Source organism: Streptomyces hokutonensis (assembly GCF_000376565.1).
Lineage (GTDB): Bacteria > Actinomycetota > Actinomycetes > Streptomycetales > Streptomycetaceae > Streptomyces > Streptomyces hokutonensis.
Genome location: NZ_BARG01000098.1, coordinates 37,417 through 52,706, shown reverse-complemented (window position 1 = coordinate 52,706; position 15,290 = coordinate 37,417). Strand labels below are relative to the sequence as shown.

The window sequence follows — 15,290 nt, the reverse complement described above, 5'->3', positions numbered from 1 at the left end:
TTTGCGGTTGCGGTGTCTTTGGCCCGGTTGTGGGAGCACTTTGGTGTGGTGCCGGATGCGGTGGTGGGGCATTCGCAGGGGGAGATTGCGGCTGCGTGTGTGGCGGGTGCGTTGAGTGTGGGGGATGCGGCGCGGGTGGTGGCGTTGCGGAGTCAGGCGATCGGTCGGTCGCTGGCGGGACGGGGCGGGATGGTCTCCGTCCCGCTGCCCCTTGACGAGGCGCGGGAGTTGTTCGCCCGGTGGGGTGGCCGGGTGGAGTTGGCGGCGGTGAATGGTCCGTCGTCGGTGGTGGCGGCGGGTGATCCCACGGCGTTGGAGGAACTCCTCGCGTTGGGGGAGGAGTTGGGGGTCCGGACGCGTCGTATCCCGGTGGACTACGCGTCGCACACCTCGCATGTGGAGGCGATCGAGGGCGAGTTGCTGGATGTCCTGTCTGCGGTGAGGCCATTGGCTCCGGTGGTGCCGTTCTTCTCCACCGTGGATGGCGAGTGGGTGCAGGACGCGCGGCTGGACGCGGGCTATTGGTATCGGAATCTGCGGCGGACGGTCCAGTTCGGGGCTGCTGTCGAGGCGTTGGTGAAGGACGACTTCCGGGTTTTCGTCGAGTCGAGTGCGCACCCGGTGCTGACCATCGGCGTACAGGAAGCGCTGGAGCGGTCCATGGGTGTCTCGGCTGTGGTGTCGGGGTCGTTGCGGCGGGGCGAGGGCGGGTTGCGGCGGTTCCTGTCGTCGGTGGCGGGGCTGTGGGTGCGCGGGGTCGAGGTGGACTGGTCGGCCGTCCTGCCCGACACCGGCGGCCGCCGGCCGGAGCTGCCCACGTATGCCTTCCAGCACCGGCGCTACTGGCTCAAGACCACGCCTCAGGCACGATCCAGCATCGAGGAGGACCTGTTGACGGACCGTCAGATCGAGCAGGGAAGCGGCACGGGTGCCGAGGGGACAGGATCGGGGGACCCCGGGGCGCCCGCCGTCGAGTCGCTCACCGACCGCCTTGCCGGGCTCTCCGAGGAGGCACGTACGGAGCTTCTCCTGGAACGGGTACGGGCGGAGGCCGCGGCCGTCCTCGGGCATGAGGACCCGGGGCCGATCGAGCCCGGCGGCGTCTTCTTCGAGATCGGTTTCACCTCCCTCACCGCCGTGGAACTGCGCAACCGTCTCTCGGCGGCGACCGGCTTCGAGCTGCCGATCATGCTGCTCTTCGACAACCCGACCCCGTACACGCTGGCACAGCACCTCCAGGGGCTCTACAACAGCGAGGAGCAGACCCGTGTTTGACGTCGACCGCTACCTGAAGGCACTCGACCACTCCGGCCCGGTGCGCGCCGACCGGGAGACACTGCGGAGCCTGCACAAGAAGCATCTGATCGCGGTGCCGTACGACAGTTCACGGAACACCGGGAACGGGACCTCCTTGTGGGAGGGCGTCGACATCGACCCGGACGCCACGTTCGACAGCCTGATCGTCGGCGGCCGAGGCGGGGTCTGCTACGAACTGAACGGACTGTTCCGCGTCCTCCTGGACCGGATCGGCTTCGAGACGGGTGTGCTGGCCGCCGGGATCCGGCAGATGGACGGCAGCTTCGGGCCCGACCTGGAGCACGTCTTCGGATACGTACGGCTGGACGGTGAACTGCTCCTTGTCGACGTCGGATTCGTCGGCCCCTCCTATCTCGAGCCGCTGTCCGTGACGGACCGGATCCAGCACCAGTACGGAAGTGACTTCCGCGTGGTGCGGACGGACGGTTACCACGTCGTGCAGCGCAAGGGCCGTACCGGCGACTGGCAGGCGGTGTACCGGTTCACCCCGCAGGCCCGGGAGTTCGCGGAGTGGCAGAACCCGACACCGGATCTCGTCGCGTTCGCCCGGCAACTGGCGGGCGCGGGCACCGTCGTACGCGGACGGGCCTTCGACAGCGGTCAGAAGATCCTGATCGGCCGGCGTCTCCTCACGGTGGACGACGGCCGCGAGACCATCCGTGGACTCGTCGCCCAGGCCGATCTCGACCGGGTCGCGGCCGACATTCTGCGGACCGACGGCTGACCCGGGGCGGGAGACGACGAGATGAACGACAGCGCAGCCGCACCCGCGCCCGGCCAGGAGGCGTTCGAGGCCGATGTCCTGGTGGTCGGCGCGGGGCCGGTCGGCCTGGTCACCGCTCTCCTGCTCGCCCGGCAGGCGCTGCGGGTCACCGTCCTGGAGCGGTGGCCGGAGCCGTATCCGATGCCGCGGGCCGTCTCCTTCGACGGCGAGTCGGCCCGGATCCTCGCCGCCGCCGGAGTCGGTGACGTCGTGGGCGAGTTCGGGGAGTCCTCCCGTGACTACACCTGGCGCAACGGTGAGGGGAAGGTTCTCTTCCACGTCGACGTCGAGGACGTGGGCCGCTCGGGGTGGCCTGATTCGACCTCCATGTACCAGCCGGCCCTGGAAGCGGCGCTCGCGGCCCGCGCGGCGGCACTGCCCGGACTGCGCATCCTGCGCGGGTACGAGGTCGTCGCCCTGACCGACCACGGCGACCGCGTCACCGCCACCGCGGCGGGTCCGGACGGGCCGACGGAGTTCACCGCCTCCTGGATCGTCGGCTGCGACGGCGCCAACAGCTTCGTACGCGGAGCGGTGGACGCGGGCATGAAGGACTTCGGGTTCTTCAACGACTGGCTCACCTGCGACGTCGTCCTGCACGAGCCCCGCGAGTTCCGTCCCAACAACCTTCAGGTCTGCGATCCCGCGCGGCCCAGGACCGAGGTGTCGGCCGGGCCCGGCCACCGGCGCTGGGAGTTCATGCGGATACCGGGTGAACCGGTCGAGGAGTTCGGCCGGGCCGAGAACGCCTGGAAGCTGCTCGCCCTCTTCGGCATCACCCCCGACAACGCCACACTGGAGCGGCACGCCGTCTACACCTTCCAGGCCCGGTACGCGACCGAGTGGCGGGTCGGGCGCGTCCTGCTCGCGGGCGACGCGGCCCACCTCATGCCGCCCTTCGCCGGCCAGGGCATGTGCTCCGGATTCCGCGACGCCGCCAACCTGGCCTGGAAACTCGGCCTCGTCCTGCGCGGCAGGGCCGGCGAAGCGCTCCTGGACACGTACACCACGGAGCGCCGCGCCCATGTGCAGCACGCGATCGGCATGTCGATGGACCTCGGTCGCGTCATCTGCCAGACCGACCCGAAGGCCGCCCGGGACCGCGACGCGATCATGATCGCCACCAGGGAGCGCGGACTCGACCGCGGCGGCCGGGAACCCGCCGTCCAGCAGCTCACCGAGGGCCTGCTCCACCGGGACGCCGACGGCCGGCCGATCGCCCCGGCCGGTGAGCTCGGCCCGCAGGGCAGGGTGTCCCGCGACGGTGCGGAGGGGAGGCTCGACGAGGTGCTCGGCACCGGGTTCACCCTGTTCACGACGGTGCCCGTCGCGGAACTGCTGGACGGGCACCGGCTGCGCACCCTCGCGGAGCTGGGCGTGCGTGCCGTACGGCTGACACCGGCCGGCCGGCCGGACACCGGCGGTGCGGACACGACGGTGCGGGACCTGGCCGGGACCCACCTGGACCAGCTGGCCCGCACGGGGGCGACGGCGCTGCTCACCCGCCCCGACTTCTATGTGTTCGGCGCGGCCGGGGACGCGGCGGAACTCGCCCGGCTGGTCGACGCCCTCGCCGCGCAGCTGTGCGTGCCGGACGGGTCCCGGGGCTGACCGGGAGGGCGGACGCCGGGGTCGGCGTGGCCGCTCAGGCGACCGGGTCGACCGCGCTCCGGTCGTACTCGACCCGCGCGTCGGCGATGGAGGACCGGTGGCGCTCGGCCCACTTGGCGAGGGTCACCAGGGACTCGTACAGCTCCAGGGCCATCGGCGTCGCGGTGTACTCCACCTTGGGCGGCACCGTCGGATAGACCGTCCTGGTCAGCAGGCCGTCCCGCTCCAGATTGCGCAGGGTGAGCGTCAGCATGCGGCGGCTGATGCCCCTGACCGCGCGCTCCAGTTCGGTGAACCGGCGAGGGCCGTGCGCGCACTCCAGCAGGATGCCGATGGCCCACTTGCCGCTGACCCGCTCCAGTACCTGGAGCACCGTGCACGCCGTCCGCTCGTGATCGTCGGAGCCGGCGTCCGGAACCTCTGCGGGAGCCTCGACGGCCCGGACCTTCACGGTCACAGCGCTGTTCCTCTGGGACATAAAAGTGCCTCCTTCCGCGGGAGTTCAGGGTCACACACTATGAGTTCGGTAACAAGTCGTTCCCTTTGAGAAAGAAGGTTACCCATGGCTGCCGACACGGCCGCCCGGACCGAGCGGAAACGCTGGCTGGCGCTGTACACGCTCTGCGCGGGGACACTGATGATCGTCCTGGACGGCAGCGTCGTCACCGTGGCACTGCCCACCATCGGCAGGGAACTGGACTTCACCCAGTCGAACCTCGCCTGGCTCGTCAATGCCTACATGATCGCGTTCGGCGGACTCCTGCTGCTGTCGGGCCGGCTCGGCGACCTGATCGGCCGCAAGCAGATGTTCCTCGGCGGCATCACCCTGTTCACGGCGGCCTCGCTGCTGTGCGGACTGTCCAACAGCCAGGAGCTGCTGATCTTCGGCCGGTTCGTCCAGGGCGTCGGCGGCGCCATGGCCAGCGCCGTGACCCTCGGCATGATCGTGACGATGTTCCTGGAACCGCGCGAGCAGGCCAAGTCGATCGGCATCTTCAGCTTCGTCGCCGCCGCCGGCGGCTCCATCGGCGTCATCGCCGGCGGTGTGCTCACCGAGGCGGCCGGCTGGAACTCCATCTTCTTCATCAACGTGCCGATCGGCGTCGTCATCATCTTCGCCGCCGTCCGCCTCTTCGAGCCCGACCAGGGGCTCGGCTTCGGCGCCGGCGCCGACCTGGTGGGGGCGTTCCTGGTGACCTCGGGCCTGATGCTGTTCGTCTACGCCATCAACAAGATCGAGAGCGACGGCTTCGGCTCCGCCAAGACGCTCGGCTTCGGCGCCGTCGCGCTCGCGCTGCTCGCCGGATTCGTGCTGCGCCAGGCCAAGGCGGGTACCCCGTTGCTGCCGCTGCGGATCTTCCGTTCGCGTTATCTGTCGGGGTCCAACGGGGTCATGTTCCTGTTCGTGGCGGGCCTGTTCGGCTTCCAGTTCCTGCTCGCCCTCTACCTGCAGTCGGTGGCCGGATACAGCTCGGCCAAGACCGGCATGGCCTATCTGCCGGGCCCCATCGTGATCGCCGTGATCTCGCTCGGCTACTCCGCGAAGCTGATCACCCGGTTCGGTCCGCGCGCCGTGCTGCTCGTCGGCATGGCCGTCACGGCCCTCGCGCTCGCCCTCCTGGGCCGGCTGCCCGTGGACGCGTCCTACGCCACGGACATCCTGCCGTCGGTGCTTCTGCTGGGCGTCGGCGCAGGCCTCGCGCTTCCTGCCGTCATCGGGCTCGCCATGTCGGGCGCGACCCCGGCCGACTCGGGTCTGGCCTCGGGGCTCGTCAACACCACGCAGCAGGTCGGCGGCGCCCTCGGCGTCGCGGTCCTCGCCGCGCTGGCCGGCTCCCGCTCCGACACCCTGCTCGGCCAGGGCAAGAGCCCCGCCGAGGCCACGACGGGCGGCTACCACGTGTCCTTCCTCGTGGCCGCCGGACTCGAGGTGCTCGGCGTCCTCCTCGCCGCCGTCGTCCTGCGCTCCCCGAAGACGGCGGGTGCCGGGGACTCCGCCGGCGCCGCTCCGGTCGACGCACCCGGACAGGACGTCGACGACATCGCCGTCACCTCCCCGAACCAGAACTGAGCGGCCGGCCCGACACGAGCGATTCCCGGCCGGCCGCCCGCGGCTCCGGCGTCGTCCACCCCCCCCGTCCGACGCCGGCGAAGCGCCCGGCGGCGTACATTCCGTACGCCGCCGGGCGCATCACTCGTTTCACGACACCGAGTTTCTCGGGAGCTTATTCGGAATTCGCCCGACCACCGTGATTCCAGCAGGCTTTCGCGGAGGTCCAGGCACTTTTCAGGGGTGCCATAGGGGATGGCGAATTCCCTTCCGGTCAGTAGCGTTTCAGCCGTTCTTCCGAATTGACGTGTGTACGTATCCGAAGGGACCCCGTCGGTATGACGACCGCAGAGCACCCCGCGCCCAGCTATCCGTTCGGGCCCTCGGAGGGGCTCGACCTCCACCCCCGCTACGCGGAGCTGCGACGCGAGGACCCGGTGTCCCGCGTCACCATGCCGTACGGCGGCGAGGCCTGGCTGGTCACGCGTTACGACGACATCAAAGTGGTCCTCGCGGACAGCCGGTTCAGCCGCGCCGCCACCGTCGGGCAGGACGTGCCGCGGATGAGGCCCCCGATCGAGTCGGAGAACATCCTCAGCATGGACCCGCCGGACCACAGCCGGCTGCGCAAACTGGTCTCCAAGGCGTTCACGGTCCGGCGCATCGAGGAACTCCGCCCCCGTGTGCAGATCATGGTCGACGAACTCGTCGACGACCTGCTGGACGCCGGGCAGCCGGCCGACCTCGCAAAGACCGTCGCCTGGCCGCTTCCGGTGCGCGTGATCTCCGAGCTGCTCGGCGTCCCGAAGGAGGACCGCGACAACTTCCGTACGTGGACCGGCCTCGCCCTCGCCACCGGCAACGAGACGACCCCCGAGCAGATCGAGGAGGCTCTCAACCAGCTGCTGGGGTACATGGGAGGTCTCATCGTCCAGCGCCGCGAGAAGCCGACCGACGACCTGCTGTCCGGGCTGATCCAGGCCCGCGACGACGGGGACAAGCTCAGCGAGCAGGAGCTGATCGTGCTCGCCGTGACGCTGCTGGCGGCCGGCCACGAAACGACCGCGAACCAGATCGGCAGCCACGTCTACCAGTTGCTGACCCGTGAGGGCTACTGGCAGCGGCTCGTGGACGATCCCGAGCTGGTTCCGGGGGCCGTCGAGGAGCTGCTGCGGCACACCCCGTTGTCGGTGGGCGCCGACAACGCGCGCGTCGCGCTGGAGGACGTGGAGGTCGGCGGCCGGCTGATCCGCAAGGGCGAGGCGGTGGTCGTCATGCCGCTGCTCGGCAACCGCGACGCATCCGTCTTCGAGCGTCCCGACGAACTCGACCTGGACCGCGAGAAGAACCCGCACATGGCCTTCGGCCACGGCGTCCACCACTGCCTGGGCGCCCCGCTCGCGCGCGTCGAACTCCAGCTGGCCCTCGGCACGCTGGCCCGCCGGCTGCCGAACCTGCGGCTGGCCGAGGCTCCGGCGGACGTGCCCTGGCGCCGGGACAAGATCGTCCGCGGTCCGAGCGCACTGCTGGTCACCTGGTGACCGAGCCGGGTGCGGCCGCCACTGCCGGCGCCCGATGGGCGGTCACCGTCGACCGGAGCCGCTGCAACGGTTCCGCCATCTGTGCCGGCACGGCGCACGGCCGCTTCCGCGTGGAGAACGGCAAGTCCCGGCCCGTCGAGACGGAGATCGCGCCCGACGAGGCCGTCCTCGACGCGGCCGAGTCCTGTCCGTGGGAGGCACTGACCGTGACGGATCTCGCGAGCGGCACGGTGCTCGCCCCCGAGCAATAGAGAGCGAGACATGGGAAACAGCATCCTGTTCGTCAACATCCCGGCCCGCGGCCATGTGTTCCCGACCCTCGCCGTCGTCGAGGAGCTGACCTCGCGCGGCCACGGCGTCACCTACGTCACGGTCGAGGAGTTCGCCGACAGCGTGCGGGCGACCGGTGCGGACGTGCTCACCTACGACTCCGTGAACCCGTTGGAGCTGCTCGGCAAGCCCGAGGCGGGGGGCGCGCCCGCGGTGTTCCTGCGGGAGAACATCGTCATGCTCGACGCGATCGAGGCCCACTACGGCGAGCGCCGGCCCGACGTCGTGGTCTACGACGAGGCGGCCTTCCAGGCAGGCCGTGTCCTGGCCAGGAAATGGGGCCGGCCGGCCGTGCAGTCGACCCCCAGCTTCGCCTTCAACGAGCACTTCTCCTTCATCGGGAAAATGCTCGAAGCGGCCGAGGGCTTCACCCTGGTGGACCCGGTGGACGAGACCGCGGCGCTGCTCGCCGAGCACGGTCTCGACGGTCCGCTCGACGACTACCTGTGGACCCGGCGCGGGCCCGAGGAGCGCAACCTCGTCTACCTCACCCGGGACTTCCAGTACCACGGCGAGACCTTCGACGACCGCTTCGCCTTCGTCGGACCCTGCCTGGGCGAACGGGAGTTCCTCGGCGGATGGCGGGCCCCGGACGACGGACGGCCGCTGGCGCTCGTGTCGCTGGGCACGCTGCACAACGACAACCTCGCGTTCTTCCGGGCCGGCGTCGACGCGTTCGCCGGGCTTCCCTGGCACGCCGTGATCTCCGTCGGCGACAAGGTGGACATCGACGAGCTGGGCCCGCTGCCGGACAACGTGGAGGTCCACCGGTGGGTGCCGCACCTCCAAGTCCTGGAGCGCGCCTCGGTGTTCGTCACGCACGGCGGCACGGGAAGCGTCATGGAGGCGCTTCTCGCCGGCGTTCCGCTCGTGGTGGTGCCCCAGTGGCTCGACGTCGCGCCGAACGCGGAACGGGTCGCCGAACTCGGCCTGGGCCGGCTGATTCCGCCGGAGGACCTGGACGCGGAGCGGCTGCGCGCGGCCGTGTTCGGCCTCGCGGCCGACGACGAGGTCCACCGTCGGGTCGCGGCCATGCGCCGGCACACGGCGGAGGCCGGGGGCAGAGGGCGGGCGGCGGACGTGATCGAGGAGCGGGCCGGGAACTGAGTCGGCGAAGGGGTGGTCTCCGGCGGAGACCACCCCTTCCCGGTGTCCGGGTCCTTCGTGCTCACACCGTCGTGCGACGCCCGCTGTCCGCCGACTCGTTGACGGCGTCGATCAGTCGGTGCAGTTCGACGGCCGTACCGAAGTCCGGCTCGGCACGGCCGCCGTCATGGATCGCCGCGGCGAGTTCCGTGTACACCCGGCCGACATTGCGGACGGCCGGCGGTTCGTCCGGCAGGACCGTCCGGTGGATGTCCGGTACGGCGATCCGGACCACGTCGTGCTCGGCACGCGCCAGACCCACGTACAGCTCGGAGCTCGCGATCCAGTTGTTCTCGGCCTCCAGGACGAGCCGCCCCTCCCTGCCGTAGACCTCGATCCGCATGCCCGCGCCCTGCAGGCCACCGGTGAGGATCTGCGCGGTCGCGAGCGCGCCGGACTCCAGGACACCCTGCACCAGGACGTGATCGGGCGAGGTCACGGTGATGTTCTCACCCGTCTCGGCGATCACCATCCGCGGAGTGCGGGTGGCGAGCGTCGCGGACAGCTCGGTGAAGTCGCCGACGGCGCACCGGAACATGTCGAGGGCGTGCGCCCCGACGATGGTCAGCGTGTTGACCGCCTTGTCCCGGTCCGCCAGCCAGCCGTAGCGCTGCGGGAGCAGATTGCCGCCCGGTGTGGAAGCCGAGTACGAGAGCGTCGCGGAGAGCACCTCACCGATCCGGCCCTCGGCGATCAGATCGCGCAGCAGCCGGATCGCCGGGTGCTGCCGGCCCTGGAGCCCGATGGCGCTGCGGACACCGGCCTTCTCGGCGAGATCGCGGTACCGCCCGGCCCGTACGGCGTCCAGCCCCAGCGGCCACTCGCAGTACACGTGCTTGCCCGCGGAGATCACCTGGGCGACGAGATCCTCACGCACCGGCAGCTGCACCGACACGGCGACGAGATCCACTTCCGGGTGCTCGATGAGCTCCAAGGGGTCCGTGAAACTGTGCGCGGCACCCCACTGTTCGGCCGTGCGCGCGGCGACCCCGGCCCGGGTGTTGGCCACCGCGCTCAACTCCAGGCCGGGCAGCCCGGCGAGGGCGGGCAGGTGTGTCGCCGAGGCCCACCCCCGTTCCGCGTTCGCCCCGATCACACCGACGCGGATCGTGTCCGACACGTCATCACCTCTCCGTTCAGATCTTGCCGTCGTGCAGAAATGGCTCGTACACATACGCTGCCCGGCCGCCGCCCGAGGTGCGGGGCGGCGGCCGGGCAGCGGTTCAGACCGTCTCGCCGGTGGGCACCGGCCCCCTGCTCCGCGGCACCTCCGGCGCGGGACGCTTCCGGCTGCGGCCCCAGCGACGCATCACGGGCTGTTCCACCAGGCTGTACAGCAGCCAGCCGGCCAGCAGGTCGACCAGGAACAGCGCGATCAGCAGCCCGATCGCCGCGGCGGTGCCGAAGGTGCGGCCACCCAGTACCTCGGGCCGACCGTAGAAGATCACCAGACCCTGGACGAGATAGAAACCGAAGGAGACGTTTCCCAGCCACACCATCGTCCGACCGCCCAGCCAGCCGCCCGCACCGCGCAGATCCGCGGAGGCCGCGGCGCAGAGGATCATGCCGACCGGGACGATCGTGGTCAGGCTGAAGTCGTACGGATCGGGGGCGGCGATCGCGGCCCAGTACCCCGCGGCGAACACGGCCAGGGAGGGCAACAGGCCGATCCGCGGCCACAGGCCCGCGGCGACGATCCGGGCCAGGATCATGCCCAGCACGAACTCGAACAGCCGCGGCGGCGGGAACGCGTAGCTGAACCACTGCTGGTCCATCGTGAGGTTGAACAGGGGCGTCGTCGAACCTCCGGGGATGAACCGCGTCACCAGGGTCACGCCGGCGATCCCGGCGACCATGCCGGCCGCCGACAGCCACAGCCACCGCTCGGCGATCCGCCGCACCAGGAGGATGAACAGCGGGAACAGGGCGTAGAAGAACATCTCCGAACAGAGCGTCCAGGCCGGTCCGTTGACGCTCGCCCAGGTGTCGGGCCGGTCGATGAACGAGTGCACCAGGAAGAGGTTCGCCAGCCAGGCGTGCAGCGGGGTGTACTCGGCGGCGAACAGCCACATCACCAGCGCCCAGGTGACGATGTGGTTGGGGTAGATCTTCAGGGCCCGGCGCCGCCAGAACGCCGTGACGCGCTCCCCGGGCACCGACGACCAGGTCAGCACGAAGCCGCTCAGCACGAAGAAGAAGGAGACCCCGATCCCGCCGGCCGGCCGGAAGAAGTCGGCCAGCGGTTCGGCGATGTCCTGGTCGGCGAAGAAGCTGATCGGCACCGTCGGCCGGATCGGATCGGAGAGCAGCGACGTGTGGACCAGGAACACGAGCATGGCCGCGAAGAACCTGAGGCCGGTGAGCGAGGGGAGCGGGGCGCGGCGCTCCGATGGACCGCTGAGCCGAGGTACGACGGTTCGGTCTGCCATGTCCGTACTGCCTCTCGATGGGGGACGCGGCGTGCTGGGCGGTCAGCGTGCGGTGAACCCGCGGATGGACTCGGCGACGTAGTCGATCATCTCGTTGGTGATCCCCGGGTAGACGCCGATCCAGAAGGTGCGCTCGGTGATGATGTCGCTGTTCTCCAGCGAACCCACCGTCTTGAACTCCACGTCCTGATAAGCGGGTTGACGAGCCAGGTTGCCGGAGAACAGCATGCGCGTGCCGATCTTGCGCGACTCCAGGAAGGAGACGATCTCGGCGCGGTCGAAGGACGCGTCCTTGGTGACCGTGAGGACGAAGCCGAACCAGCTCGGGTCGCTGCCCGGCGTCGGTTCGGGCAGCAGCAGGCCCCGCACCCCGTCCAGCGCCTCGCGCAGCCGCTGCCAGTTGCGCCGCCGCGCCGCCCCGAACTCGGGGAGCTTCTCGAACTGTGCGAGCCCCAGCGCCGCCTGGAGATCCGTCGTCTTCAGGTTGTAACCGACGTGCGAGAACGTGTACTTGTGGTCGTATCCGTACGGCAGCTGTCCCTGCTGGTGCGAGAAGCGCTTGTGGCAGGTGTCGCTCTGGGCGGGTTCGCACCAGCAGTCCCGCCCCCAGTCCCGCAGCGACTCGACGACCCGGGCGAGCGCCAGATTGTCGGTCACCACACAGCCGCCCTCGCCCATCGTGAGGTGGTGGGCCGGATAGAAGCTGGCCGTGGCGAAGTCGCCGAAGCTGCCCGTGGGCTTTCCTCCGTAGAAGGAACCGACCGCGTCGCAGTTGTCCTCGACGAAGAACAGGTCGTGCTGCTTGGCCAGTTCGGCGATCTCCGCCACCGGGAACGGATTGCCGAGCGCGTGGGCGATCATGATGGCCCGGGTCCGCGGCCCGATGGCCGCGGCGACCCGGTCGGCGGTCGTGTTGTACGTGGGCAGGTCGACGTCGACGAGAACGGGCACGAGCTGGTTCTGCACGATCGGGTTCACCGTGGTCGGGAACCCGGCGGCGACCGTGATCACCTCGTCCCCGGGCACCAGCCTGCGGTCGCCGAGTTCCCGCTGGGTCAGCGAGCTCAGCGCGAGGAGGTTCGCCGAGGAACCGGAGTTGGTCAGATGTGCCTTGCGGCGGCCCAGCAGCCGAGCGAACTTCCGCTCGAACTGGATCGCGCTGGCCCCGGAGGCGATCCGCATCTGGAGCGCCGCCTCGACCAGGGCCGCGCGGTCGTCCTCGTCGAACACCGCGCCGGACGGCAGAATCGGTGTCTCGCCCGGTACGAACCGGCGGTCCGCCTCCTGAGCGCGGTGGTACTTGCGCACGCTCTCGAGGATCAGATCCTTCTCGGCCCTGCTCATCGAAGCCCCTCTCTGATCGGTGGTCACGGCCGGACCAGCGCTCGTTCCCGCACCCGGTCGACCAGGGCCGCCTGGGTCAGTACGGACTCGCCCTCGAGACTCGAGGGCACGCCGTCCACCACCCGTGCGACGAACGCGGCCACGACATTGCCGAACTGGTCCTCGGCCGGCAGCGTCAGTTCCTCCACCCGGTCCTGGCGCTCGATGCGCAGGACGGGCGAGTGGGTGGGCGGCGGTGTGTACGCCCAGTGGGCGGAGATGTGGCCGGAGCTGCCCCAGAGCGCGTACCGCGAGCGGTACGAGTGCTCCATGCCCCAGGTCAGATGGGCGGTGACCCCATCGGCCCGGCCGATCAGCGCGGCTCCGCCGAGGTCGACCCCGAGGGCCTCGTCGTAGTGCAACGAGGCGCCCAGCACGTCGAGTTGGGAGCCGAGGTACAGCAGGGCGGTACGCACCGGGTAGACCCCGATGTCGGTGAGCGCGCCGCCGCCGACGTCGGGCAGATAGCGGATGTCGTCGGCCGACTTCTGCGGGAAGGCGAACTCCGCGGTGAGGGAGCGCAGTTCGCCGATCACCCCGTCGGCGATCAGCTCCCGGACCCTGGTGTGCTGGGAGTGGGTGAGGAACATGAAACTCTCCAGAAGCACCAGGCCGCGCTCCCTGGCCAGGTCGACCAGAGCGGTGGCCTGCTTGAGCGTGGCGGCCAGCGGTTTCTCGGAGAGGACGTGCTTGCCGGCGCGCAGCGCGCGGTCGATCCAGTCGCCGTGCAGCAGCGCCGGCAGCGGAACGTAGACCGCGTCGACATCCGCGCGTTCCAGGAGCCGTTCGTAGCCGACCACGGGTTCGCCGCCGAAGCGGTCGGTGAAGCGCCGTGCCTTCGTCTCGCTCCGGCTGGCCACGGCGGTGAGGGTCACATCCGGGTTGGCCGTGATCGCCGGCAGCATGCGCCGCCACGCGATTCCCGCACAGCCGAGCACACCGATCCTCAACGGACTTGCCTTCACTCGGGACCTCCACCCGGCGGACCGGAAATTCGGTGCGCTTGTCAGCCGCGTCAATTTTGATTTTCCGGGTGAATTCCCGGAACTGGCGCAGCGATCTTAGGCGCTGAATTCCTGCCTCTGTCAACCCCTGGTCGGCCGGGCACAGTACTTCTGAAATCCCCTATCCACCCCCTAAGTTGGCAGGATTTTCCGTTGTAGGCATTGAGGTCCTTTCATAGTGGGCCGAGAACTGGACGAAGCCCGATCCTTAATTGATGTCGAGGAGTTCATATGCCTGGTTCATCGGCCGCTGTGCAGCTGCGCAGGCCGGACGAGCACATGGCCGTACGGATCACCGAGTCGGCGCTGGCGGCCGAGGGGATCATGGACCTGGCCGAATTCCACCTCTGGTTCGCGCACCGGCGCGCCACCGACGTGGCCCGGGTGGAGCGCATCGCCCTCGACGACCTGGTGCGCTGGGGAACGGATCCGGACAGCGGTGACCTCGTGCACGACAGCGGGGGCTTCTTCGCCGTGCGCGGACTGTCCGTGGAGAACCCGGGCGCGGCGGTGCCGGCCTGGACCCAGCCGATCATCGACCAGCCCGAGATCGGCATCCTCGGGATTCTGGTCAAGGAGTTCGACGGCGTACTGCACTGTCTGATGCAGGCCAAGAACGAGCCGGGAAACTTCAACGGCGTTCAGCTGTCGCCCACGGTCCAGGCCACCCGCAGCAACTACACGCGGCTGCACCAGGGCAGTGCCGTGCCGTACCTGGAGTACTTCCAGGACACCGCCCGGCACCGGGTCGTGGCCGATGTGCTCCAGTCCGAGCAGGGCGCCTGGTTCTACCACAAGCGCAATCGGAACATCGTGGTCGAGGTGACCGAGGACGTCGAACTCCGCGACGGATTCTGCTGGTTGACGCTGGGACAGCTGCACCAGCTGCTCGACGGCGACGACCTCGTCAACATGGACTCCCGCACCGTGCTGTCCTGCCTGCCGTTCTCGGGCGTCGACCTCGCGGCCGTCTTCCCGCTGCGCATCGGCTCCTTCGGGTCCTCCGTGATCCGCTCGTGCAGCGACGAGCAGGGCGCGCTGCACACCACCGACGAGATCCTCAGCTGGATCACCGAGGCCAGGGCCCGTGCCGTGGTGCGCACCCGGCCCGTTCCGCTGGACCACGTCCGCCGGTGGCAGCGCACGTCCGCCGACGTCTCCCACGAGACCGGACGCTTCTTCAAGGTCATCGGCATCTCGGTGCGCGCCGAGAACCGGGAGGTCGCCGGCTGGACCCAGCCCATGGTCGAACCCGTCGGTCTCGGGATCAACGCCTTCCTCGTCAAGCGGGTCGACGGTGTGCTGCACGTCCTGGTGAACGCCCGCATCCAGCCCGGCTACCTGGACGTGGTCGAACTCGCGCCGACCGTACAGGCCACGCCCGACAACTACACGGTCCTGCCCGCCGAGGCCCGGCCGCGGTTCCTCAGCGAGGTGCTGGAGGCCGATCCGGACCGTATCCGCTTCGACCGCCCGCTGTCGGAGGAGGGCGGTCGCTTCCACCACGCGCGCAACCGCTACCTGGTCATCGAGGCCGACGAGGACTACGAGCCCGACGACGCCGCGGACTTCCGCTGGCTCACCCTGCACCAGCTGGTGGGCCTGCTGCGGCACAGCCACTACGTCAATGTCGAGGCCCGCAGCCTCATCGCGTGCGTGCACAGCCTGGTGGGCGCGGCGGCGAGCGGCTGAGCGGGGCCGGCCCCGCCCCGCCGC

At 69.9% G+C, this 15,290-nt stretch carries 13 protein-coding genes; 8 read left to right on the top strand and 5 right to left on the bottom strand.

The annotated features are described in order from the left end of the window. The first annotated feature begins 12 nt into the window (after window positions 1-12). The 3 genes from SSP08S_RS64350 to mhpA are packed head-to-tail and all read left to right on the top strand — an operon-like array spanning window position 13 to window position 3,691. Entirely contained in the window at window positions 13-1,275 is a 1,263-nt protein-coding gene (locus SSP08S_RS64350) for an acyltransferase domain-containing protein (RefSeq protein ID WP_051106130.1), read from the top strand. Next, window positions 1,268-2,041 carry an arylamine N-acetyltransferase family protein gene (locus tag SSP08S_RS48415; protein WP_019074885.1) on the top strand — a complete coding sequence of 258 codons (774 nt, stop codon included), beginning with the start codon at window positions 1,268-1,270 and terminating at the stop codon, window positions 2,039-2,041. Before SSP08S_RS64350 ends, SSP08S_RS48415 begins: the two co-directional genes overlap by 8 nt. Window positions 2,042-2,062: 21 nt before the next feature. Beyond that, complete coding sequence (gene mhpA, locus SSP08S_RS48410; RefSeq protein ID WP_019074884.1) at window positions 2,063-3,691, top strand: bifunctional 3-(3-hydroxy-phenyl)propionate/3-hydroxycinnamic acid hydroxylase MhpA; 1,629 nt, start codon at window positions 2,063-2,065, stop codon at window positions 3,689-3,691. A gap of 34 nt (window positions 3,692-3,725) precedes the next feature. Here the strand turns inward: mhpA and SSP08S_RS48405 are convergent, their stop codons facing one another. After that, window positions 3,726-4,169 carry a winged helix-turn-helix transcriptional regulator gene (locus tag SSP08S_RS48405; protein ID WP_026179459.1) on the bottom strand — a complete coding sequence of 148 codons (444 nt, stop codon included), beginning with the start codon at window positions 4,167-4,169 and terminating at the stop codon, window positions 3,726-3,728. An 84-nt stretch (window positions 4,170-4,253) separates the two neighbouring features. Here SSP08S_RS48405 and SSP08S_RS48400 point away from each other — a divergent pair, with 84 nt between their 5' ends. From SSP08S_RS48400 to SSP08S_RS48385, 4 genes are all read left to right on the top strand, one after another. Then, window positions 4,254-5,762, top strand: a complete 1,509-nt coding sequence (locus tag SSP08S_RS48400) for an MFS transporter (protein ID WP_019074882.1) — start codon at window positions 4,254-4,256, stop codon at window positions 5,760-5,762. Between the two features lie 317 nt (window positions 5,763-6,079). Next, window positions 6,080-7,282 carry a cytochrome P450 gene (locus tag SSP08S_RS48395; RefSeq protein ID WP_019074881.1) on the top strand — a complete coding sequence of 401 codons (1,203 nt, stop codon included), beginning with the start codon at window positions 6,080-6,082 and terminating at the stop codon, window positions 7,280-7,282. Continuing rightward, window positions 7,279-7,533 carry a ferredoxin gene (locus SSP08S_RS48390; protein ID WP_019074880.1) on the top strand — a complete coding sequence of 85 codons (255 nt, stop codon included), beginning with the start codon at window positions 7,279-7,281 and terminating at the stop codon, window positions 7,531-7,533. Before SSP08S_RS48395 ends, SSP08S_RS48390 begins: the two co-directional genes overlap by 4 nt. A 10-nt stretch (window positions 7,534-7,543) precedes the next feature. After that, entirely contained in the window at window positions 7,544-8,719 is a 1,176-nt protein-coding gene (locus SSP08S_RS48385) for a macrolide family glycosyltransferase (RefSeq protein ID WP_019074879.1), read from the top strand. A 61-nt stretch (window positions 8,720-8,780) separates the two neighbouring features. On the opposite strand, the gene SSP08S_RS48380 is transcribed toward SSP08S_RS48385, so the two are convergent. The 4 genes from SSP08S_RS48380 to SSP08S_RS48365 all read right to left on the bottom strand — a co-directional run bounded on the left by SSP08S_RS48380 (window position 8,781) and on the right by SSP08S_RS48365 (window position 13,535). Next, on the bottom strand, window positions 8,781-9,878 hold the full coding sequence (locus tag SSP08S_RS48380; protein ID WP_019074878.1) for a Gfo/Idh/MocA family protein: 1,098 nt from the start codon (window positions 9,876-9,878) through the stop codon (window positions 8,781-8,783). A gap of 103 nt (window positions 9,879-9,981) precedes the next feature. Further along, the gene (locus tag SSP08S_RS57540) at window positions 9,982-11,187 is read right to left on the bottom strand and encodes an acyltransferase family protein (RefSeq protein WP_051106129.1); all 1,206 of its coding nucleotides are present in this window, start codon (window positions 11,185-11,187) and stop codon (window positions 9,982-9,984) included. A gap of 42 nt (window positions 11,188-11,229) precedes the next feature. Next, window positions 11,230-12,531 (bottom strand): lipopolysaccharide biosynthesis protein RfbH, encoded by a 1,302-nt coding sequence (gene rfbH, locus SSP08S_RS48370; RefSeq protein ID WP_019074876.1) that lies wholly within the window; start codon window positions 12,529-12,531, stop codon window positions 11,230-11,232. A 23-nt stretch (window positions 12,532-12,554) separates the two neighbouring features. After that, entirely contained in the window at window positions 12,555-13,535 is a 981-nt protein-coding gene (locus SSP08S_RS48365) for a Gfo/Idh/MocA family protein (RefSeq protein WP_026179458.1), read from the bottom strand. Window positions 13,536-13,805: 270 nt separating this feature from the next. Between SSP08S_RS48365 and SSP08S_RS48360 the strand changes: the two genes are divergently transcribed. Continuing rightward, window positions 13,806-15,266, top strand: a complete 1,461-nt coding sequence (locus SSP08S_RS48360; RefSeq protein ID WP_043260350.1) for an NDP-hexose 2,3-dehydratase family protein — start codon at window positions 13,806-13,808, stop codon at window positions 15,264-15,266. The last annotated feature ends 24 nt before the right edge of the window (window positions 15,267-15,290 follow it).

What these genes read in the sequence shown, in the direction of transcription:
- mhpA (WP_019074884.1), top strand. Translation starts at nt 2,063, where the DNA reads ATGAACGACAGCGCAGCCGCACCCGCGCCCGGCCAGGAGGCGTTCGAG.
- SSP08S_RS48405 (WP_026179459.1), bottom strand. Translation starts at nt 4,169, where the DNA reads ATGTCCCAGAGGAACAGCGCTGTGACCGTGAAGGTCCGGGCCGTCGAG.
- SSP08S_RS48400 (WP_019074882.1), top strand. Translation starts at nt 4,254, where the DNA reads ATGGCTGCCGACACGGCCGCCCGGACCGAGCGGAAACGCTGGCTGGCG.
- SSP08S_RS48395 (WP_019074881.1), top strand. Translation starts at nt 6,080, where the DNA reads ATGACGACCGCAGAGCACCCCGCGCCCAGCTATCCGTTCGGGCCCTCG.
- SSP08S_RS48385 (WP_019074879.1), top strand. Translation starts at nt 7,544, where the DNA reads ATGGGAAACAGCATCCTGTTCGTCAACATCCCGGCCCGCGGCCATGTG.
- SSP08S_RS57540 (WP_051106129.1), bottom strand. Translation starts at nt 11,187, where the DNA reads ATGGCAGACCGAACCGTCGTACCTCGGCTCAGCGGTCCATCGGAGCGC.
- rfbH (WP_019074876.1), bottom strand. Translation starts at nt 12,531, where the DNA reads ATGAGCAGGGCCGAGAAGGATCTGATCCTCGAGAGCGTGCGCAAGTAC.
- SSP08S_RS48360 (WP_043260350.1), top strand. Translation starts at nt 13,806, where the DNA reads ATGCCTGGTTCATCGGCCGCTGTGCAGCTGCGCAGGCCGGACGAGCAC.